The following is a 22690-nucleotide window of genomic DNA, read 5'->3' as shown; positions in this document are numbered from 1 at the left end:
ATAATTTTAATTTTATTAATTATGAAAGCAAATTTTATCAAACAGGTTATTCCTGTTGCCGTATTTGCTCTTGCGATAGCAGGGGCATTTACAACCAATGCTATGAATGTGCGTTCTAAAACAGTAGCAACAGTTCAAGGTTATGTTAAACTGAATCCACAAGGAACGTCATGTGAACAACGTGATATGTGTTCAACTATCAACAATGGAAACATTTGTACCGTAGGATTAATACCAGGTGGTACGCCATTGTTTGCTAAAAATTCGGCAAATCAATGTACAGTAACGGTTTATAGACCCTAGTGTTTATTGTTAGTAGAAAAGGGCAATGCAGTTCCAGCAAAGGAACTGCATTGTTTTTTTAATAGGTAATGTTACCTCTTTTCAAGGACGACACAGACTCATTTTTGTCCTTTAAATAATAATCGAACCACTGTTCAATCCGCTGAGTCAAGTCCTTCTGGTATTTTTTTTGCATTAGTACATGACCTTCTCCGGGATAGAGTAGCATCGTATTAATTTTGCCAAGACGTCGGAGCGCCAAATGAAATTCAATACTCTGATAATAATGCACATGATAGTCCTCTTCACCAGCCCATGATAGTAGTGGCGTGTTCACTTTGTCCGCATAATATATCGGAGAATTTTGTAGGTATGCCGCATAGTCTTCGTACAATGATTTACCTATTCTCAATTGCCCAAATTCATAGTGCCAAAAATTAGGTTTTTGCATATCCCATGCTACATACAAATAACCACTTATATAATCGGTAATAGCTGCACCAGCCACCGCTGCTGCAAACAGATTACTTTGGGTAATTATATAGTCTGTTTCATATCCACCGTAAGAGTGACCAATAAGCCCTATTTTAGTGCTGTCAATCGCCGCGAGGTCAACTGCTTTTTCTGTGCCAGAAACAACGCAATCTACTGCGGATGGTCCTGGGTTTCCAATCTCATAAATGATATCAGGCAAGAAAACGAAGTATCCTTTTGAAGTAAAATTGCTAATATTAAATCCTGTCGGATTGTTGTCAGATGGGTTGACATATTTATACAGTTCTTTAAATTGCTTTTCATAAACATGTACCACCATAGGGTATTTTAAATCAGCATTATAATTGGAAGGATAGAATAAAACACCATTTAATACTATGCCTTTGGAATTGGTGTATCGAATCAATTTAGATTGTCCCCAGTTGTATTTGTTATGCTGCGGGTTACTTTGAAAAAATATTTTTTCTTTCGAGCTTGGGTTTTCTTTACTAATTATTCTTGGTGGTGTGTCATAATTTTCTTCAAGATAAACATAGCTATCATTTTTTTTAGAAGCTATGAATTGACTCGTTTGCATTTTCTTGTCCAGCAAGGGTTGCAGCCCGTTTTTCGAATCCCAAAAACAATAGCCAGTATGTTCGAGTGCTTCGGTCTTAATTAGCAATCTGTCTTTGGGAGCAAATAGTCCTTTATAAGTACTGTCGTAATTCATTTTTAGGGACTGCTCTTTAGATTGGGTAACGATTCTATAGGTTGTTTGATTTTCTCGCCCATTAGTCAATCGAAGCGCACTTGATCCATCTATTGCAATACTCCAGATATCATATTGGTCATAAACAAAAAGTGTTTTATCTTCTCCGATCCATCCTGGATTGCCATAAGGGGAGGCTTCCTCAGGCCAGTCGGAATTCGTATCAGAAAAGGATACGCCCAACTCTTTGGTGAGATTTTTATGAAGTCCACTTAAAATGTCATAAACCCACCAATGGCTGTTTTTAAAGTAAACAACATGATTCTTATAGATAGAGACAGCAGTTCCTCCATCAATACCTATTTGATTTTGCAGAACTAATTTTCGATCGCCAGTCGCCAAATCCATTAAATAAAGATCCACAGCAGGGGCTAAGTTGGCTTGTGGTTCATAGCGTTGCGGATTAAAGAGGAGCGCTTTTTTTTGGTCTCCATTCAACATCATTTTCGGAAATTCATTGTCCGTTATACGTTTAAAAAAGTGTTCTTTAGGCCACCAGACGGCTACTTTTGCTAATCTATCCCAGTGGTCAATTTGCACTTTAGATGGATAAATAAACGGATCTGATGTATTCCAAACTTGCACCTTTGTGGGATCAATAGGAACAGTAGTTTTCTGTAATCCAAAGAACAGTCGCTTACCATCTTTTGAAATGCTAAGATTTGCAAAAGAGGACGAGATAACTTCCATATCAGTCGGAAAATCATCGTACTGTTCTGGATTAAAAGTATACAATTTATGTCCGTCTATACTATAGTATGCCACTGAAGTACGGGCTGTCTTTTTCTCATCATCCAGAGGCTGCTGTAAAAATGCTATGGAATTTCCGTTTTCTTGCCATACCGTATCCAAATAGTTAAACTCTTCCGTCGTACTTGCTATTAAAGTTGTCGTTTTATTGCATAAATTAAGTAGAGCGATGGTAGTACTTTTTTCAGATTTTGTGGTATAGACTAACGCATCTACGTTGGAGTTGTACCAATAATTTTCAACATTATCTAAAACAAGAGAATTGCCGCTTTCTACGTTTTTTATCTCCAGCAGTTTTTTTCCATCGTACTGCTTTTTCATAAAGATGATATCTGTGGTGCCCACTCTCAAATCGTAGCTGACTACCTGCTCAACAGTCTGTTGTTTTGACGTTGCTAAATCTGTAATTAGAAGCTCCCCCTTGCGGGACATTGCAGAAAACCATTTGTCACCAATAAATGCCCCTTTACTTGCCCCAGGAAAATTATAAAGGGTAGTGGCAATAGTGCTTTTGACAAACAAGGTATCATTTCCACTATCGTAGTAGAGAGCAAAGCTCATCCATTTTCCACTTTCAGACAGTTGCCCAGCTCTAGGGGAACTCCACAAATGGTAATCATTAGCTGTCAGCTCTTTTTTATCCTTATTTTGGCTAAAACCGTTCAACGAGATTAGTAGAGAAGCCATTATACTTAGGTATACCAATATCCTTTTGCTTACCAAAGAGGTTCTGTTTTTTTTATTTTTCATGTCTTTACTGCTCAGGCACTATTTTTAGTACCCATTATTTTGTGGATTCAGATTGGGATTTAATGAAATCTCAGATTCAGGTAAGGGGAACAACCTATCCGTAGTATTCCAACCAGGTTTTACGACTGTTAATGCCGCATCGAGTTGGTTTGTTCTTTTAAGGTCAAAAAAGCGATGCCCCATTTCGGTAAAAAGTTCCACCTTTCTCTCCTGCAATAAAGCAGTAAGAATATCCGATTTACTCAGAGCTGTAGTGTTCACTAGGCCTGCAGTATTTCTAATTTTGTTCAAATCTTCTTTCGCTCCAATAAGATCCCCTTGCTGCGCTCGTGCTTCACCACGAATCAAGTATTGCTCTGCTAAACGAAATACGACAGAGTATTCCATTGCTCCCAAAGTATTTGATTTTTGACGATACTTATTGACGTGATACCAGCTATCACTTCCGTCTGTTATTGTTTTTACCCAATGAATCTTCCGTTGATCCCCAATTTCAAAATCATTTAGGAGTTGATTACTCAAAGCAACAGTGGGTGGTGGTCCTGAGGTAAAGATGAAAGTTTCTCCTTCCTGCGTATTTTGCCCATCGGTACGAGGCATAAATTGCCAAATAGTGGTACTACTTTCTTTTAAGAAGATGGCCTCCAGATTATTTTCCCAAGGATATACTCCGGTATTATTGATGAGGTACGAAGCGGTATCGGCTGCTTCTGCCCATGAGCTATTATAAAGATAGACCCTTGCTAATAGTGCCATGGCCACAGACTTATTAGGACGTACCCGATCGCTAGAAATATAGTTGTCCGATAGCAATGAAGCAGAAAGTTGTAAATCACTGATGATATGGGAATACAGCTCCGAAGAAGGCATTCTGTGTGCCACTTTATTTTGCTGATAATTAGTTGTCGTAATGTAGGGCACGTCACCGTATAGATTTAAAAGATAAAAAGTAAGTAAGGATCTTACAAATAATGCTTCGCCTGTAAGTTCATCTTTGTCCACTTTAGCCAATACAGTAGAAGCGCTAACCCCTTCGATAATTGCATTCGCAGCATAAATTTGGCTGTAGCTGCTGCTCCACCAACTAAAAATTTCGGTATTAGAAGCAAGGATGCTGTTGTTGTAAAAATTTCGGGTCGTTCCAGAAATTCCGCCGTAATAATCAAGTTCATCTGCATAGTTCCCAAGTTCATTGGATAGTCCTGAAACATTCCCGCTTAAAATGCCCGTGTCTCTCATTTTGGCATAAATACTCACCATAGCCGCATTGGCTGTAGCCTTGTCCTGAAAAACGGCGCTTGCCGTAAGTTGCGATGTCGGGAGATCAACATCGACAAAATTATCACAGCTACTCAGAAGCAGACTAAATGCAAGGAATGGGATAAGCAATCTATTGGTTACTATTCCAGATTTACCTTGCTGGATAAATCGGAAAAATGATATTTGTTTCATAATGTTTGAAATTAAAGGGTTAAAAAGTAAGCTGGATTCCCGTCGTAAATACTTTTAAAGGCGGGAGACTTGAACTAAATCTGGACTCGGGGTCTGCTCCGCGATACGAGGTAATGGTAAGCAAGTTTTGACCTTGAAATACGAATCGGCAATTGATACCTTTGAGCCATTGTTGCGAAACAGTATAGGACAAGGACAAATTTTTGAGACGAATATAGGATGCGTCCACAATCATGGCGTCACTGGAGTAAAAATTGTAAAATGCGGACACTGCTGCACCATTTACTCCTGTAGTATATTGTTGATAAAGCGCACTGTCTCCTGAATTTTGCCAACGATCAACAACTGTTGCTGGCTGATTTGTCATTGTTCCTGGAATTCCCGTAGTATAAGATCCACTATAATTTAGTTGCTTTACCCCCTGAAACAAAAAATCCAATTGCCAGTTTTTATAGGTAATTGTATTTTGAAATCCTCCAAAATATTTTGGATTCAAATCACGGATGGACTGTTTGTCCTCTGCCGCCGTAAGTACCCCATCGTTATTAAAATCCTCAAATTGATAGATACCCGTTGCCGGATCAATACCCGTATAATGGTACACTTTCTTAATATTTAAAGGCTGACCAATTACGAACTGATTTTCGTATGTTGACCCTTTAAGATTAGGGAAAGACAACAGTTTATTACGCGAGATTGTCAAATTAAAACTGCTGGTCCAGTTAAAGGACTGTTTTTGAAAATTTATTGTTCGTAATGTTAACTCGATTCCTCTGTTTTGTACTGTTGCATCTAAGTTTGCTTGTAAGGAATTGAACCCAGTTGTGGCAGGGAGTGGAATTCCCACTAATTGATTTGAAGATTGATTGTTATACCAGCCTGCTGTTAAAAAAATTCGGTCTTGTATAAAACCGGTTTCTAATGCGAATTCTAATTTTTTATTGGTCTCCCATCCAAAATTGGGATTAAACAAGCGTGTTGGTTCCAGTCCGACAACTCCCCCATAATTGTTTCCAGAAGAGCCGTAAGCATCTAAAAACTGATAATCCCCAATTTGGTCATTTCCTGTAGTACCATAACTAGCCCTAAGTTTTCCAAAACTTAAAAAAGGAAGATTATCTTTTATAAAATTGGCATTGGAAAACAACCAGGCACTTCCAATCGCTCCAAAGGTGGAAAACTGTTTCTGTGCACCAAATCTACTTGAACCGTCCCTTCTAGCTGTAAAATTGAGGATGTATTGGTTCACCCAAGAGAAGTTAACCCGCCCAAAAAACGCTTGGTATTTATACACGGATTCCTCATGCAAAAGATCATATACGTTAAAGGCGGAGGAAAGATTATAAAGCAGACTATTACTACTAAATCCGTTTGCCTCTTGCACTAGTTGAAGGGTTTTCTGCTGTTGGAAAGTACTTCCCAATAGCACTTCTGTTTTCCCTTTGCCAAATTCTTTTGTCCATGATATTTGGGGTTCGATGATCCATGATTTTCTGTTCGTGGTATTGACATAAATAGAGGAATATTCACTTCCTACTTCATAGGCAGGATCATACAAAGTAGAAGGTTGTGTGCGGCTATCATCAAACCGAGTATCTGTAAAACCAATACTTGTTTTAGCAATTAAATGGGGGAGGATGTTGTAAGACAACAAGCTGTTGACGAATAAGTCATTGGTTCGGGATATATATTTTCCATTTAGGTTAGCAAGAGGATTATTCCAGGTACTGTTTTCCCAGTTTAAATTTCCCTGCGCATCATACAAAGCTGGTGCATTAGGCGGAAGAAGAATGGCTTGTTGCGTAATATCAATCCCTGGTTGGTTGTTTTCCTGTGCGGTATAACCCATCGAAAAATTGAGTCTAAATTTTTTATTTTCTGATTCGTGATTCAGTTGAGAGTGTATATTTCCTTTTTTATAATTAGAAGCACCAGGGAAAACGGTTGTTTCTTTGTGAAAGTTTCCATTGACTATGAATTGCGTTTGTGACGATCCGCCTGAGACGGATGATTGCAAATCAGTAAACTCAGCAGTTCCTCCTATAAATTCCTTTTGCCAGTTCGTATATCGGTTTTGATCCCAAGTACCGTTAACATCATAATCAGAAAAACCATAAGGAATACCATCATTAACAAATGCTTCTTTTCGCATTTGCAAGTATTGCGAGGTATTCATCAAATCCATCAGTCGGGTGACTTTCCCAAAACCAGTAGAAACATTCGTAGTGAATTTTGTTTTGCCTTCTTTGCCTTTTTTAGTAGTTATGAGTACCACACCATTAGCACCACGGGATCCATAAATGGCTGTTGCATCAGCATCTTTAAGTACTTCAATGCTCTCGATATCTCCGGGGTTGATACTGTTTAGTGGACTGATTCCGCCAGGCAGGACAGTGCCAGTTAAATCAGAACCTAGCGCTTCTGAAGCATAAGGAACACCGTCAATGATGTAAAGAGGCTTGTTTCCATCAGAGCGCAAACTATTTTGTCCTCTAATCTGGATATCAAAACTACCGCCAGACACTCCAGTGTTTTGTGTAATATTGACCCCAGCCATTCTTCCCTGCATAGCTGCCAGCACATTGGTGACGGGTTGTTTTTCTATGTCTTTTGCTGTAATTCTAGCAATGCTACCAGTACGTTCGCTTTCCTTGACGGAATAGTATCCCGCATTGACGCGTACTTCTTGAAGCGTTGTGGCATCTTCTTGCAAAACGATATCAATCGTTTTAAGCGCATTGATTGGCATAGAGACCGTCTTATACCCCATAAAGGAATAGACGAGCGTAGCGCTAGGGGAAGCCGCTATTTGATATTTCCCATCAAAGTCTGTAATGACAGCCGTATTTGTTCCTTTAATAGTAACCGTTACGCCTGGTAATGGGCCATTAAAATCTGTAACGGTACCGCTTACTTGATGGGTTTGAAGGTTGAGCTTTATAAAATTGCTACCATTGTAAGCTAGGACAGGGTTAAGGAACAAGTACAACCCTAAAATAAGGAAATACACTATTGTCCTACTCCCGTTGATTAATGAACTATTTTTCATAATTTTGGTTATTGGTTAGATGAAACATGCGTTTTGTTTTACTGTGACTCTCTATTTTGTTTGACGACAGGGGTAGAGAGTCTTTTTTTATGTGATGAGCCACAAAGGCGCTAAGGCATTAAGGTTAATTTTATTTAGTCATAGGCTTTAAAAGTTTGATGGTTGTGCGTTAAAGGTTATTAGTTACTGTAGCTTCTCAATAAGCTGCACCGTTTATTAATTGAACTTAGTATCTTTAAAAACGGCATTTTAGATCCGTTTTAGATCTGGACGACTCGTTTAGGAAATTCTGCTACAACCATAAAGCCAAAAGCATATAAGTGCTATTAATGCCACTATTAAAGCAGCTTGTATTTGTTTGTAGTATTTCATAATATTGGTTGTTGGTTAGATTAAACATATGTTTTGTTATGACTCTCTAATCTGTACGACGACAGGGGATAGGTTCTCTTTGATCTCTTTGATTCATTATTACCATTCTATCATTAGCAAGCTATTTTTTTTGGTTTTATAGGATTACTAAATAACCTGCACCTTGTGATAACTAACTCAAATTAAATTATGTCCATTTTATTCAAAAGGTTTTTTGGTGCAGGTATTTAGGTTTAATAGATTATAAAGCCATAAATGGTTTTGTCAATTTTATAGTTGACTTTAAGTATAATAGCATGAATTCCACCAATATTTTTTAGATGAATATCCATTTTTTATTTTGGTTCAAAAACTCCTTTTGCTCCCCCTCGCAAAACATATTCTAAAAACTTAAGCATACCATTTGGAAAATAGAAATAAAGACAATACTTTTAAAGTGCGAGTTTAAAATAGAAAGGCTGAAATCTAAGTGCCAAAAGCAGCTTAGGTTTGCGGTGGGATATAACTATACAAATGTTGTTTGTAATAAATCTCATTTTATATATCAGGATAGGGTTTCACACATCAGTATGTAATTATACTGATGGTAGAAGTTGCTCTTGTAAGAGTGCTTCACAGCGTTTCCTAACCTAACTCATTGTTTGTTTCAGTAGAGGGCGACAAAAGGAACCTATAATTAGTAGTTAATTAAGGTGGTTTACTACGAGTAATACATAAAAAATTCGTTCTCATAATTTATAGGTTTATGGTTATGGAACGATGTATTTCGGGTATGAAGAGTGCTTGCAGAAAAAGCAAGGAGCGGCCTCACACTTTAGACTCAAGGGCGACCAAACCCATCTTTAAAATCTTTCGATTATAAAGTTACCACCTAAAGCTTACGTGAGAACCGCTCGCATGCCTTTGCAAAAGTAAGAAACTTTATGACATGGAGCGACTTCACGATACTCTCGAAGGTAAACTTGGTCGTTTTGAGTCGAGATAACATCGTTTTAATTATGCCAAAAAGGCTAATTGTCAATTCGCTAGAACAAATATAATAAAATTAATTAAATACCCAACATATAGGGTAAATATTTTATCATTTATGGAAAAATTAATTTGCTTTGAGACAACACAATATGATTTGGACTTTATAAATCATATAAAAGCAATACGTAAGGAGAAGGATTTTACTAAAGATGAGCTAAGTCTAAAGATGGGAGTAGCTAGAAGTTTTGTAAGTAATGTAGAATCATTTACTCAACGACACAAATATTCTACGCGTCACATTGCTTTATTGGCAAAGGCTTTTGGTTTTAAAAACATTTCAGACCTGATGAAGTTCCCTACTCCTCAATATGATAAAATTAAAGTTACTGTAAAACAAACTATGAACGAAAGTGGTACTAAGGCTTTAAGTTCAGAGGTGGTGAAGATAGAGTCTTTAGAATAAGTATACCGGTAAAGAATATAAACATTTAGTAGTTCCAAAAGTTTAAGTCGTTGTGGAGTTCTATTCTTAAATTCATATTAGTAGATACAACAAGCAGTGCTCTACCACAAATGTCTTTAAATATCATACCGAATCCTATTGAAAGAGATGTTCTTTTGCAAATAAATAGGGAAAGGGAAAAACTTATCTGGGATTACTTTTAAGCATTGATGAATTTATCACGAAATCACTAAAAGTGGGTATTGTATTAATAATTTTAATAGCTTTTATTTACAGTCCTAGAAATATTGCATGAGTTATGGTAAAGCTTTAAAGAAAGATCCTACACATGTAATTTCCCAACTAAGATAAGCGGCCTTCCGTTGGCGGTAATTATCCCAATATAATCGAGTTCATATGAAGAAAATCGACCTACATATTCATACAATTGCTACAGTTAGTGATAAAGCTTTTGAATTCGACTTATCGAAATTAAAAGAGTACACTGAAAAACTTGATATTGATGCAATAGCTATTACAAATCATAATGTATTTGATTTTAAACAATACAATGAAATTGTTAAAGAACTTGACATAATTATTTTCCCAGGAATTGAAATTGATTTAGAAAGAGGGCATTTATTATTAATAGCTGATAATAAAGATTTGTCAGAAATTAACGATTTTGCAAAAAAATGCGAAAGAGTTACTTCTTTGATTAATACAAAAGATGATTATATAACGCTGCAAGAATTTAATCAGATTTTCACTGTATTAGATAAATATTTACTGATTCCTCATTATCAAAAAAATCCAATAATAAATAATGATATAATATCTCAAATTAATTCTTTAATAAGTGCTGGCGAAGTATCAAGTTATAAAAAATTTAAAACTTGTATAAAGGATAAAGAGAGTTTAGTCCCTGTAATTTTTAGTGATACGCGATATTTTTCTACAATGAAAAACTTTTCAACTCAACAAACTTTTGTTGATTTAGAAGAAATTACATTAAATGGAATTAAATCTTGTCTTACAGATAAACAAAAAGTATTTCTAACTAAAGAAGAAGGAAATAATTTTTTTCAAGCTACAGATGATGGACTTATGTTATCAACAGGTTTAAATGTTATCTTAGGAGAGCGTTCAACAGGAAAAACAGTAACATTAGAAAAAATATTTCATAATCATGACAATGTTAAGTATATAGAGCAATTTTCTTTATTACAAAATGATAAACAAAAATTTGAAGAACTACTTTCAAGAAGGCATAGCTCTGTTTCTGAAGAATTTTTAAGTGAATTTAAACAAGTTATTGATTCTGTAAAGAATATTGATGAAAAACAAAACGAACTTGAAATTGAAAAATATTTAGACTCGTTGTTAAAGTATGCTTCAGATAACGAAAAAGCTGACGCTTTTTCAAATACAAAACTATTTAGTGAAAATTTATTTACAAAAAAAGATTTATTTAGTTTAAAAAATCTAATTTCAGCAACTAAGCTTTTAAAAGAAAATTCAGACTATAAAAGTATAATCAATAACCATATAACTAACCAATCATTAGAAGCGTTGGAAATCGATCTAATGAAAGAATATCTTCGACTTGAAGTAATTAACTTGAAAAAAGACTGGGTTAATAATCTAATTTCAAAAGTTAAAGATGAACTACGTTTTAGAACTTCATCAACTGTTCCAGAAGATGTTGATTTTTATAGGATGATGGTTGAAAAAGATAAAGTAAATAAATTTATTAAAATTGTAAATGATTTAAAAAAAGAAAGCGAAATAGACAGAAAAGAAATAAGAGGTTTTAAAATTGTTGCTTTTACGAAAAATTTCACAAGCGCTACGCACTTGAAAAAAGTATGTAAAAGACAAATTTCTTTAACTGGAGCTTTTTTAAACTATAATTTGCCTTTTAAATTTTTAAAATCATTACAAAGTCTTGATATTGAGGAAACAGAGTTGTACAAATTCTTTATCGACATTGAATATAAAACCTTAAATAAACTTGGTTTTGAAGTTTCAGGTGGCGAACGCTCTGAATTTAATTTGCTACATGAAATTAATGACGCTTTAAAACATGAAATGCTATTAATAGATGAACCTGAATCATCTTTCGATAATATTTTTCTAAAAAACGAAGTTAATGCACTATTGCGAGATATTTCGAAATCAATACCAGTAATTATTGTAACACATAACAGTACAGTTGGTGCGTCCATAAAACCAAATTATATTGCTTGTACTAAAAGAGAAATTAATGATGGTAAAATTATTTATAAAACTTTTTCTGGACATCCAGCTGACATACATTTAAAATCAGTAACTGGAGAAATTATCAATAATTATGATGTTATGCTAAATTGTTTAGAAGCAGGAAATGATGAATATAATAAAAGAAGAGAAGAAACATATGACATACTTAAAAATTGAAAATAACAAAGGGTATTTTCTAAAACAAGAAAAAGAACAAGTTGACAAATGGATTGAAGTTGATAAGATTTTAAAGGAAGACTTAATGAGTTTGCTAGAATCTGCTATTTCAACTGATTTCGAGATGGATGAATATATAGAAGAGAAAATTGGACATAAAGCTCATCAAATTGTATACAAAAGTATTTATGAAAAATTCTTAGATTTTGTAAATAATAAAAAATCATTTATTGATGAATGTGATTCCCAATTTAGTAGTGCAATTGCTAAACACGAATCTCTCGAATAAAATAACGACCCCACACTGCTGCAAACGTCATGCTTACAATTTTGTATTCTTAGCGCCAACTCTGCTTTGTTTGAACCATTGATATCAGCGAAGAATATTATGATTTATCGCTATTTGCAAGAGTCTGTATTAATTTGTCTGCAAATCTTTTTATAAAATTAAATGTGAGTTGCCAATTATCGTTTTAAAACGCTCTTCTACATTGGCCTTTTCGGCAAATTCATACCAATTTGTAACGGTGCTACTAATTTGCTGTACAATAGCATTTGCCTTTTTTATATTCATTGTCTTGGCAATAACTAGAAGATCGGTTTTTGTAATGTCTTTTCTTTTACCATTGATACTAAGATTGTGTTGGCTCACCCAATCGCTCTCAGGACGGTAGGCAAAGCAAATATCGTAGGCTGGTGCTAATTCCCATTCTCCATCTTTTTTTAGTCGAAAAGCAAAGTTTTTGGTATGGTCATCACAATTTCTAGCGATTACATTAAATACCATTCTTCTAAATAGTTGTTCTGCTTGAGGGTAGGGAAGGCGTAACAAACGCATGGTTTGAAAGAGCTGTTCGTAGCTAAAACTTGTGATTTGACTAAAATCATAATGCTGCATGGCACACAAGCTTTGTATGTGGTGTTTTTGTTCTCCACCTTCACGGTCAAAGCGCTTGGTCATGAAATGTGCTCTGCCATTCTCCTCCATTAATCGGCATTCCATCATGTCAATAGCACAAGCTTTTGCCATGAGATAGTAGGCCATTTCAATTCTGCCATAGCCGGTGCTTTCGCCAAATTGTACATCACTTACTGTATCTAATTTGATTAACCAGTGTTCAAATCCTTTTGGAGCTGTTGTTTGTCCGGATTTTACCTGCCCTGTTTTTTCATTGTAGGCGATAATAGCTTTTGGACGAGCACCACCTGCTGAGGTTCCGATCTTAAGAATATCTAACATGGCTTTTTGTTCGTCCTCGCTCAAATTAGTTTCAAAACCTTCTCTTTTGGAAAGCATTTTTTGAGAAAGGCTAATCAAATTATCTATTTCAATATCAAAAGCTTTTTTATTTGTTTTAAGTTGTGAAGGTTCAAACTCCAAAGCTCCCATACCACGTGTTCCAATGAAACATAGGAGTTCGACGGGGTTCATGCTGTTTTCGGGGCGACCGTTTTGTGCTAACCAACTGTTAATTAATTGGTTTCCGTAGTCATCGGGCAGTACATCAGCTAATAAACCCGGCAAGCCTTTAAATGTTTTTACATCCCGTAATTCTGGAAAAGAAAAAATACGCTTGTTACTATTGACTATAGGCATTTTTAGTGGTGCCAAATCCGATTTAGTACTTATAAACTTTGGATCGTATTCAAAACTAGCCACACCTGTTTCGGTGTTCCATACTACGGCACCGACTGTTTCTCCCCATATTTTTACAAAAGCTGTTGTTATCATTACCAGTCGGATTGTTTTGTGTTATCAGTACCACTATTTCTAGCACGTTTTCTTTTTTGTTGGTCTTGTTTTGCGAGTTCTATAGGGCTGATTTCCTGTTTAATGGAAAATCCTTCGAACAGGTACAAAACATCTAAAGCTCTCATAATTTGAATTAGTGAAATCATCGTAATAGCTTCACCGTTTTCAATTTGGCCTAACGTCCATCGGTTGATTCCTGCCTCATTAGACAATTGTGCTTGCGTTTTATTAATCTTTAATCGCTGCTGTTTAATGAATTCTCCAATGGTACTCACGATCGCGGTGTCGCTCATTCCTACCCAATTAGTGTTGGTATTTCCCATTTTTAATGGTTTAAATTACGCTCAGTGTTGGTACTTACCAACAAATATATTAAAAAATAATGATTGAAGTTCAATTAAGGTGTGTTTTTTTGTTGGTAAATACCGTCTTAATTGTTTAAAAGAGCAAGTAGTGTTGGTTTTTACCGTCGTTGTGTGTTAGTTTTTAATTGTAAAACAATAAAATCTAATATTTCGATTTCATTACTATTTTCATCAGAACTGCTAGACTACGGTAATTCGGGACAATTCTCTACGAAATCAACTGTAACTCTATAGTACTAACACACTCTTTTTCCAGCTTTCTAATGCTTCGAAGAACATTTGAAAAGCCAACAACGAACTAAGGTTGGACGTAACCGTTATACTTCCTAACATATGGAGTTTCTAAAATAATTTAGGGTGTATCAAGAGGATTTTTAATCCTTATTTTAATTGGGCTATAACTGGTTAATATAGTGTTATTTGATGGCTAAATTTCAGGACTGGCAAAAAGAATATTATTATTTTAGTTGGAGTAGGGGAAAAGAAAATGGTTTACTAGAACCTATATTTAATTTAGAAGAAGGATTCAAAGTTACCATTTGGCGCCCAATTGCGACCACTGGACAAGCTACCGATCAAGTCACCGACCAAGTCACCGACCAAGTTAATGAGCTGATAAAAAGATTGATTTTGATTACAGATGAAGCCTATTCACGACAGGAATTAATGAATATCTTGCAACTAAAACACAATCCAAATTTCAGAGATAATTATTTAAATCCAGCAATGGAAGAAGGTTTTATTGAAATGACTATACCTGACAAACCGAATAGCACCAACCAAAAATACCGCCTAACTCAAAAAGGGCAGCTATTAAAAACAAAAATAGAATAAGATGAGTAGTCAAACCAACGAACAAGCCCTAGAATCAGACATAGAAAAGAAACTAACGGGTGCATGAGTTGATCAAAAAATGAAATGGTATATGATCTATTTTACACCATTATCATTTTGAAATCTTTGGATGTTGAGTGAATCCAGTTGCGGTTTCTTAAATAAAAAATAGAAATTTAAATCCCTATATTTACTTTAAAATAATTAAACACAGGCTGTGTGAAGTTTTTTATTAGGAAGCTTCGAAAAACGGATAGTAGAGAAAAAGTGCGCTCGAAACTTAAAAAAAAAAAACATAATGGAAAAATAAGTACGACAATTAATTACAATAAAATTTGACGACAAAAAAGAAATCTTTAGTGGTTTTCTTATTGATTGGATTGAAGATTGGATTTTACTTAAAAATAATCCATTTGATTTTATTATGGAAGGCTATACGATATTAAAAAATAAAAATGTAAAGGTAATTATCCAAGACAAGGATCACGAATTCACAGAAAGAGTAATTAAACTGAAAGGTTTAAAAACAGGCGCCGCCGAAATAATTCCGCTTAAAGATGTGTCGACCATTATACATTTTTTAGCAAGTAAATATGAAATTTTTCAAATTGCAACTAAATCAGATAAAGCGGTTTATCTCGGTAAACTTTTAGAGTTGAATGAAGAAGAATTGATAATAGATTTTTTGGGAACCGAAGGGAAATTTGAAGGTGAAATGAGTTTTAAGCCAAACAAAATAAGAGTGATAGAATTTGATACAGATTACATCAATTCTTTGAAATTAATTGTTAACGAAGACAAGAAAAAGTAAGTGGGAGTAGTTCCAGAAGCTCATAAGAGTTATTCATTTGAGTCAAGTACAGAAAAGAAACCATATCGTAGCACGACAGTCGTATTATTCATATTTTTTTCAATTGATTTAAGTTTGTTTAGATAGCAAAGTGTGTAATTCGCGAATTACATACTTTGCTATCTGTTTTTTATAAAAAAAGATAAATGCTAGGAACAGCACAGGATTTAAGCTGCATTTTCCATGAATTTTAAGTATTCAATTCGCGAATTACACACTCTGAAATTTGTTTTTTACAAAAAAAGATAAATGCTAGGAACAGTAAAGGATTTAAGGTATAATTACCGTAAATTTTATGTATTCAATTCCCGAATTACACACATTGCTATTTGCTTTTTAGAAAAAAAAGATAAATAGTAGGAATAGCAGTAGATTTAAGATGCAGTTCGGTGAATTTTAAGTATTCAATTCGAGAATTACACACTTCATTATTTAATTTTTATAAAAAGTGATATATGTTTGTTTTAGGGACAGCAATGGATTTAGGGTGTAATTACTGTGAATTTAAAGTGCTCAATTCGCGAATTACACACTCTGAAATTTGTTTTTTACAAAAAAAGATAAATGCTAGGAACAGTAAAGGATTTAAGGTGCAGTTTCCATGAATTTTAAGTATTCAATTCGCGAATTACACACATTGCAATTTGCTTTTTAGAAAAAAAGATAAATGGTAGGAAAAGCAGTAGATGTAAGAATTAGTATCGTTGAAATTAAAGTATTCAATTCCGGAATTACACACCATTTTTAATAGAGGGTTATTCTAGTTTCTCAAAATAAATCTGTTTTGTAATGATATGAAATATTTGAAAAAAGGAGGCGTCTCATTTTAAAATTTGTTTCAAATTTTGGACCAGGATAAGGATAAAAAAAAAAGCCCTTCGGAAATTCCAAAGGGCTGAGAATTGAAAATGAATTTTATTTTTTTGATTCTTCTACAGAAACTTTTCTAAACTCTTTTAAAAGTTTCTCTAGTTCCAAAGTTGATTTACGAGCTCTTGGTCCGGCTGCTTTGACACCTTTCTCAATTAGTGATTCAGATTCTGTTTTAAATGTTTCGAATTCTGCGTTAATTTGTTCGATTAAATCTTTCATTGTAGTATATATTAAATTAGGGCGCAAAAATAGAATTTTGCTCCTGAGACAGAAATAATTTGATGTTAAATTTATACCCTGATTGTGAGATATAAGGCAATAAAGACAGATGGTGATTGATTACAAGTGATGTAAGTGTGATTGCTCGATTTTAATTTTATAAGGCATCATTTTCTAAATATCCTATTTTTACCTGTTCCAGCAGTTTTACATTTTCTGCAATCGTATTCTGAAAAAACTCTGCCATAATTTTGGCGACATCACTGGAATGAATATCAGCTGTATTTTTCTTTAATAACTTTTTTATTCTTAGAAAAAGGGCTTCGTTTAAAAGAGCAATTTTACCCATGTCTCTCCCTAAGACTCTTGCAGCAATCCAATTTAAGTTGATATCCTTATCTCCAAAAAGATCATTATGGTTTTCATATATTTCATCGGCATACATATCAAGAAAATGTTTAAGGATTTTACTGATGTCTTTGATATCGTCGCGTCTTATTTCGGGACGTTCTTGAAAAGCAATTAATTTGAGCAGTACAATGCCGGGTAAGGTGCAAAATTTAAAGCGGTGTTTTTCTTCTAGCTCAGCTTCCGGAAAGCCGGAATCATATATTTCTTTGAAGCCTGGCATATTGAGGCTGGTAAGGCCGGTACCTTCAACCGTTATATTTGAGGGTTTGGCTTCTATTTCTCCAAAAGGCATTAAATCTATTTGTACGAAGTTTTTCCATTTAAGGACAAAACCATTGCCTTTGTAAGGGATAAATCCTTCCACATTGATGAGATATTCTCTGAGATCCGCATAGGTGTTTTTGTCATTTATAAAAACGGCAAAATCGATATCTCCAGTAACTCTGCTGGGTGGTATATCGTTTATGGCAGTCATCCAAACATCGCGTGCCACGGCACCTACTAGATAAAAGTCTATATTGTATTTGTGCAACCCATTTTCTAATGCGGTAAGCATTTCTGAAATAACAGGCTGTTGTTGCAATTGCTTAAAACTGATCTTGTAAATACTCATCGTATATCTTTTGTGCGGTTTCTGTACATCTGCGGTCTCCTTTATTCATTAAATCGGCATAGGCTAGGAGCGGATGTACGGTGTTTGTGTTTTCTTGCTCGTCTCCCCAAAATGGTTTAAATACTTTGATATTGCCTTCTAAGTCCGGAACGAGACGGTAATTTTTCATTAATTCGCTTGTTTCTTCGTTGGTATATAATGTAAGTTCCTCCGGACGTAAATAATTGGTGAGAAGATCACCTGCTGGTTCCCCGCCCCACATTGTTTTTCCTTTTTTGAGAGGAATATCTTTCCAGTTATAAAAATCATCTCTATTGAGGAAGCGAAATGTTCCTATCGCCAAGGTTGGCTTGAGGCGCTTTTCATATTCCAGTACCCATTTATCTAACAATTTTTTCTTGTTCTCGATCTGGAGTTCATTCTTGGTTAACTGAAGTATAAAACCTTCCTCTTTTAAGCCATTAAATATGGTGTTTAAAGTACCAATTCCGGTATCTGTTACTTCAGCAATCTCGCGGTAGGTACTGTTGATACAATCCTTAATGAGAAATTGATAAATTACTTTTAATCCTGTTTTAGTAAAGGCTCTATTGGTTGTTTTATGTTTTAATTCAATAGGGGTATTACCATCAATGTAGAGATAGATTGCATCTTTATTCAGGAATATATTACCATTAGCTTCTAAGTAGGCAATATTTCGCTTGCGTAGCTCTTCCTTTATCTTCGGAAATATGCGTTGCGCAACAATAATAAAAGGATTTTTTGTATTAGCCAATTCTTCTATTTTAGCAAGATGTATGTTCCTAAGTTCTTTTTTAATTTCTGCATATAATGTTATAGTATGCTTATTCAAGTGTAGTAGAAGTTCTCCATCAATAGTACTGTCATCGTTAAGTTCTTTCCACTCCACATGGATCGCACCACCTTTTTGGATATTATTTATAGCATACTGTATGATTTCTTTTTCATTCATCTGTTCACTTATTTTCATTGTTCACGAAAACGTGAACAATAATAATTAATTGAACAAATATACTATTATTATCTTTACAAACTATAAATACTTTACGAATGCCCTTTTTTGAGTTCTTCAATAAAATAGGTGGGTGGCATCCCAGTTCTGGCAAAAAAGGCATTGGCAAATCGTTGCGTACTACTAAAACCCACCTCTTCCGCCAATGCCTTATTCTTATAATTTCTCAACATTTTATCTTCATTTAATAATTGAATCAAATAATCAATTTTGAGATCATTAATATATTCCACAAATTTTTTGCCTCTGGCGTGGTAGATTATTTTGGAGAGATATTTTGCATTTGAACCAAAAGCGACTGTAAGTTTTGCAGCAGTCAAATCTTTTTCTAGAAACTTCTTATCTTTTTCAAACCGCTCTAGTTGTTTCAAGAGAATGCCTACAGTTTCTTGATTAATATCTTCTATTCCCTTAGTTATGTGTATAGTTTCATTCTTAAAGGGCGCCTCACTTTTCTTCATGAGTTCCTCAAACTTTTTTCGATAGATCTTCTTATTCCTAATATGTAGATAAGCAATGAGTAGTAAAGATAAAAATAAAAGAGCAATTATACTGGTAAAAATGATATCATTATGCTTTCTTTTATCAAACAACTTTTGAATATTTCTCTTCTCAAGTACTATTTTTTTTGTGTCAAAATCTTTGTGAATTTTACCAGAAAGATAATAGTACTTGCTGTCTAACACACGATCTGCAATAAGCAATTTCTCAATATAATGTAGCTGACTTCTTAGATTATCTTTAGATTTATAATAATTGACCAATAATTGATAATTCTCAAGAAGATCATGGCGAATGTATCCTGTATTATTAAAAATAGTGTCTACTTTTTTGAAATAGGATAGAGCAATCTCAGGTTTCTTTAGATTCCAATAGCTTTTTCCAATATAGAAGTAGGCAACGGCTTCATTTGCGAAGTCCTTGTTTCGACGTATAGCTGGGAGTGCGTTTGTAATATTTTCAATGGCTGAAGCATAATTATTTTTAAAAAACTGATTAATTCCTTCCGAATGATTAAAATAGGCAGTCATTTCGGCATTGGCTAATTTTTCCCCCTCTAGAATGCCCTTCTCGTTTGTTTCGGTGCACAAACCATAATTGCCAATGTGGTTGTAGCACAACCCAAGCGAATGGAGTGAATTTAAATATCCTCTTGTATTGTTTTCTTTAAAATAGGAAATGCATTCCCTAAATAAGGAAATCGCCTCATTATAAAACCCTAGATAGTATTTTATATTGGCAATATTGTATTTCACTTTGTAAATTAAATACTTGTCATTGGTTTTGGAAATAAAAGTATTAGCTAGGAGATAATTATCTAAAGCATAATTATGTTTTTTCTGAGAATAACATAAAATTCCCTTAGAAAGATATGCGGAACCAATCAACGCATTATTCTTCGTTTTTTTTGCAGTATTAACCATACTGTCAGCATAGATTAATTTCAAATTATCTGAGGAGTAATAGACATAATTTTTATAGCCGTTTATAATCTCCTCCGGATTTTTTTCTGATTTGGCTTTAAATAAAAAATACCGAAGATACAGCGACTGTTTATTACTGTTTTTTTCTAAATCTTCTATCCGTTCAAACAGATAATCATAATTTTTACTTCGGAGCGTATCAGGAAATTTATATGCATTTTCCTGTGCAAAAACTTTACTTACTAAGCAAAGAGATACTGTAATAGACACTTTTTAATCATAAGTTAAATTAAAAATGAAGCACAAATTTCACAGTAAAATTAGTATTTGACCAGATTACTGTCTAAAAAGAATTCGTTAGGATTATTTTATGAAAAACTATATCAAATATAAAATAAACAATTGTTAATCAGTGAGTATTTATGAAAAAAAAGAGGTATAGATTTCCAGAAAATCCATACCGTTATTCTCGGAAATCCATACATACCGAGTTGGAAAGACTAAATTCTACCTCTAGATTTGCTTTGAATTCAAAAGCAAAAATATTTGGCATCGTGCCAGATTAAAGTTCTGCTGACCCGGGTGAAATGAACTGACTAAAAAAGTAGTCGGACACATTTAACACATTTTAATCATGAAAAATACTTCATTGTGGTTAGTAATTTTACCATTACTAATTGTTTCTTGTACCACTGACACTATTGATGATACGAAAGGTCTTGATAGTACAGTTGGTAATAAGAAATTAGAAAAATTGGCTCAAAAAGTTCATAACTTGGGTCCTGAAAATTCGGCAAATGTTTATGATCTTGCTGGTAAGTTACATAATGATCTACTCGATATTTATATGTCAGGTAACTATCAGTACAATACGATTGTGCAAATAAGCCAACAGGTTGAAGCCATTGCAGCTGTAAATAGCGATATGGGGGTTTTAACTTTAGAAATGAATCTGCCCAATAATCTTGACAAGTTACAAGAGATTTTAGATAATCCTCAGGCAAAACTAAATGAAGTTATTGCAAACTCTCCTATGACAGCTATAGCAAAATTGAGCCTTGCCAGTTTTATGAACGCAGTACTTTTATGGGAGGATGATGACTATGGAACAATCTATCAATCCATAGTTTCATATGAATCATCTGTACTGACTAGTACACAATTTAGCAACGAGGATAAAAGAATTATTCTAACTTCATCTTCTATAGTTAGGTTTTCACTCTATTATGCAAAGGAGCGTAAAGATAAAGATTGGGACTCTTCTGTCGGCAACCGTGTTGGTGGAGTTAGTGGTGCTATAGATAATACACCTGCTGCGGTAGGCAGGTCACTTGTAATGGGGATTATGATTAATAACATTGTAGCAGACTAATAATGCACCGAATTCACCTGATCGAAAAGGAAATAATTTACGTTTTTTATGTGTTTTCAATCCTCTTCAATCTAGTTAGCCTTTATTTCATTGTAGATCTATTATCCTATGATGAAATAATTGGCTATTTCAATAATGGCGAGATAAAAAGTGATAATCCACGAAACCTGGCATTTCTACTTTTTGTTGGCTGTACTTCAAATTTACTATTTGTTTCAATTTCATTGATAGCTAGAGTATTTTCTAAATGCCCATGCAAATGTGGTGAAACATAATAAGCAAAGGTTATATAAAGGATTGTAATAATATCTCTGTAAAAAAAAATTGTTTTGGTAAGCAAAAATTATAAATATCATCATTTAGGTTTACAAGTGCACTTATTTGAAATTTTCACCTCTAAAAATGCTTTTAGTGGGCTATTTATAGTAGACCGTTTTTCTATCCTTATTGTAAATTCGGGTTATTTATACGTTGAGATAAATAGTAGAAACATTAGTATGTATTTAAATGATCTTATAGTGATTCCAAAAAAGGCGACATATAAAATTTTGATGATGAGTGAGCAATTGCGAATTTGCCAACTATCATTTACTACAGAGTTTATTTTTGAAAATAGTATAAAAAGACCCCATATCGGATATTTTGAATTTTTTGTTACCCAATACCCTCCAAAAATCTCTCTCAAAAATAAAGAGGCTTTGCGCATAATTGATTTGTTCAAATTGATGGATAGTACTGCTAGAAGTTCAAATAAACACCTTTTTAGAAAAGAGGCGCTGCTATTTAGTTTTAATTTATTGCTTTATGAACTAGCAGGAATTTATAACAAACGTTATGAACAAATCTCGCTAAGACATACCGGAAGAGAAAAACTTGTCTTGCAGTTTTTTAAAATTTTAGAAATTAATTTCCGGAAGCAGCATGATGTAAAATTTTATGCAGATGTATTATGTATAACGTCTGGGTACCTTACAAAAACAATTAAAGCGGTCACTAATAAAACGGCAAAGCAATTTATTGAGGAGGCCATTATTTTAGAAATAAAAATATTACTTCAAAATAATGATGTAACTATTTCGAGTATAGTTGAGGAATATGCTGCTCCCCAAAAAACGTACAATTTTTTGCTTTAAATTAAGATAGGATTAAAAACCTTAAATTAGCAGAATTATGTCAAGAACAAGAAGAG

The 22690-nt window shown here is 34.1% G+C and carries 17 protein-coding genes; 8 read left to right on the top strand and 9 right to left on the bottom strand.

Annotated features, from left to right (window positions below; all coding sequences use genetic code 11):
* Nucleotides 1–21: 21 nt before the first annotated feature.
* Nucleotides 22–303 carry a DUF6520 family protein gene (locus tag IWX83_RS14425; protein ID WP_196830651.1) on the top strand — a complete coding sequence of 94 codons (282 nt, stop codon included), beginning with the start codon at nucleotides 22–24 and terminating at the stop codon, nucleotides 301–303.
* Nucleotides 304–361: 58 nt separating this feature from the next.
* Here IWX83_RS14425 and IWX83_RS14420 read toward each other — a convergent pair whose 3' ends face one another.
* From IWX83_RS14420 to IWX83_RS14410, 3 genes are read right to left on the bottom strand one after another with little or no spacing between them, the layout of a single operon-like run.
* Nucleotides 362–3028 (bottom strand): prolyl oligopeptidase family serine peptidase, encoded by a 2667-nt coding sequence (locus IWX83_RS14420; protein ID WP_196830649.1) that lies wholly within the window; start codon nucleotides 3026–3028, stop codon nucleotides 362–364.
* Nucleotides 3029–3052: 24 nt separating this feature from the next.
* The gene (locus IWX83_RS14415) at nucleotides 3053–4480 is read right to left on the bottom strand and encodes a RagB/SusD family nutrient uptake outer membrane protein (RefSeq protein ID WP_196830647.1); all 1428 of its coding nucleotides are present in this window, start codon (nucleotides 4478–4480) and stop codon (nucleotides 3053–3055) included.
* 19 nt (nucleotides 4481–4499) lie between these two features.
* Nucleotides 4500–7529 (bottom strand): SusC/RagA family TonB-linked outer membrane protein, encoded by a 3030-nt coding sequence (locus IWX83_RS14410; protein ID WP_196830646.1) that lies wholly within the window; start codon nucleotides 7527–7529, stop codon nucleotides 4500–4502.
* Between the two features lie 1459 nt (nucleotides 7530–8988).
* On the opposite strand from IWX83_RS14410, the gene IWX83_RS14405 reads away from it, so the two are divergent.
* The 3 genes from IWX83_RS14405 to IWX83_RS14395 all read left to right on the top strand — a co-directional run bounded on the left by IWX83_RS14405 (nucleotide 8989) and on the right by IWX83_RS14395 (nucleotide 12043).
* On the top strand, nucleotides 8989–9336 hold the full coding sequence (locus IWX83_RS14405; RefSeq protein WP_196830644.1) for a helix-turn-helix domain-containing protein: 348 nt from the start codon (nucleotides 8989–8991) through the stop codon (nucleotides 9334–9336).
* A gap of 396 nt (nucleotides 9337–9732) precedes the next feature.
* Nucleotides 9733–11754 carry a PHP domain-containing protein gene (locus IWX83_RS14400; protein WP_196830642.1) on the top strand — a complete coding sequence of 674 codons (2022 nt, stop codon included), beginning with the start codon at nucleotides 9733–9735 and terminating at the stop codon, nucleotides 11752–11754.
* Nucleotides 11735–12043: a hypothetical protein gene (locus IWX83_RS14395; protein WP_196830640.1), complete on the top strand. Its 309-nt coding sequence runs from the start codon at nucleotides 11735–11737 to the stop codon at nucleotides 12041–12043. The genes IWX83_RS14400 and IWX83_RS14395 overlap by 20 nt, the downstream gene beginning before the upstream one ends.
* Nucleotides 12044–12193: 150 nt before the next feature.
* Here IWX83_RS14395 and IWX83_RS14390 read toward each other — a convergent pair whose 3' ends face one another.
* Nucleotides 12194–13486, bottom strand: coding sequence for a type II toxin-antitoxin system HipA family toxin (locus IWX83_RS14390; RefSeq protein WP_196830638.1), 1293 nt, complete (start codon nucleotides 13484–13486; stop codon nucleotides 12194–12196).
* Nucleotides 13486–13830, bottom strand: a complete 345-nt coding sequence (locus IWX83_RS14385; protein ID WP_196830636.1) for a helix-turn-helix domain-containing protein — start codon at nucleotides 13828–13830, stop codon at nucleotides 13486–13488. The genes IWX83_RS14390 and IWX83_RS14385 overlap by 1 nt, the downstream gene beginning before the upstream one ends.
* Nucleotides 13831–14295: 465 nt before the next feature.
* Between IWX83_RS14385 and IWX83_RS14380 the strand changes: the two genes are divergently transcribed.
* Together IWX83_RS14380 and IWX83_RS14375 are read left to right on the top strand one after the other, a co-directional pair.
* Nucleotides 14296–14706, top strand: a complete 411-nt coding sequence (locus IWX83_RS14380; protein WP_196830635.1) for a Fic family protein — start codon at nucleotides 14296–14298, stop codon at nucleotides 14704–14706.
* Nucleotides 14707–15130: 424 nt separating this feature from the next.
* Entirely contained in the window at nucleotides 15131–15517 is a 387-nt protein-coding gene (locus tag IWX83_RS14375; protein WP_231380041.1) for a hypothetical protein, read from the top strand.
* A gap of 954 nt (nucleotides 15518–16471) precedes the next feature.
* Here IWX83_RS14375 and IWX83_RS14370 read toward each other — a convergent pair.
* The 4 genes from IWX83_RS14370 to IWX83_RS17490 all read right to left on the bottom strand — a co-directional run bounded on the left by IWX83_RS14370 (nucleotide 16472) and on the right by IWX83_RS17490 (nucleotide 20399).
* Nucleotides 16472–16648 (bottom strand): histone H1, encoded by a 177-nt coding sequence (locus tag IWX83_RS14370; protein ID WP_196830633.1) that lies wholly within the window; start codon nucleotides 16646–16648, stop codon nucleotides 16472–16474.
* A gap of 157 nt (nucleotides 16649–16805) precedes the next feature.
* A complete protein-coding gene (locus tag IWX83_RS14365) occupies nucleotides 16806–17672 on the bottom strand; it encodes a hypothetical protein (RefSeq protein ID WP_196830631.1) in 867 nt (288 codons plus the stop codon).
* Nucleotides 17647–18645, bottom strand: coding sequence for a type IV toxin-antitoxin system AbiEi family antitoxin (locus IWX83_RS14360; RefSeq protein WP_196830629.1), 999 nt, complete (start codon nucleotides 18643–18645; stop codon nucleotides 17647–17649). The genes IWX83_RS14365 and IWX83_RS14360 overlap by 26 nt, the downstream gene beginning before the upstream one ends.
* 92 nt (nucleotides 18646–18737) lie before the next feature.
* On the bottom strand, nucleotides 18738–20399 hold the full coding sequence (locus IWX83_RS17490; RefSeq protein ID WP_196830627.1) for an AraC family transcriptional regulator: 1662 nt from the start codon (nucleotides 20397–20399) through the stop codon (nucleotides 18738–18740).
* Between the two features lie 364 nt (nucleotides 20400–20763).
* Here IWX83_RS17490 and IWX83_RS14350 point away from each other — a divergent pair, with 364 nt between their 5' ends.
* Together IWX83_RS14350 and IWX83_RS14345 are read left to right on the top strand one after the other, a co-directional pair.
* A complete protein-coding gene (locus IWX83_RS14350; protein ID WP_196830625.1) occupies nucleotides 20764–21501 on the top strand; it encodes a hypothetical protein in 738 nt (245 codons plus the stop codon).
* A 329-nt stretch (nucleotides 21502–21830) separates the two neighbouring features.
* Nucleotides 21831–22634, top strand: coding sequence for a hypothetical protein (locus IWX83_RS14345; RefSeq protein WP_196830623.1), 804 nt, complete (start codon nucleotides 21831–21833; stop codon nucleotides 22632–22634).
* Nucleotides 22635–22690 lie beyond the last annotated feature (56 nt).

This window comes from Flavobacterium sp. CG_9.1, from assembly GCF_015751645.1.
Lineage (GTDB): Bacteria > Bacteroidota > Bacteroidia > Flavobacteriales > Flavobacteriaceae > Flavobacterium > Flavobacterium xanthum.
This window is presented reverse-complemented; position numbering and strand designations above follow the sequence as displayed.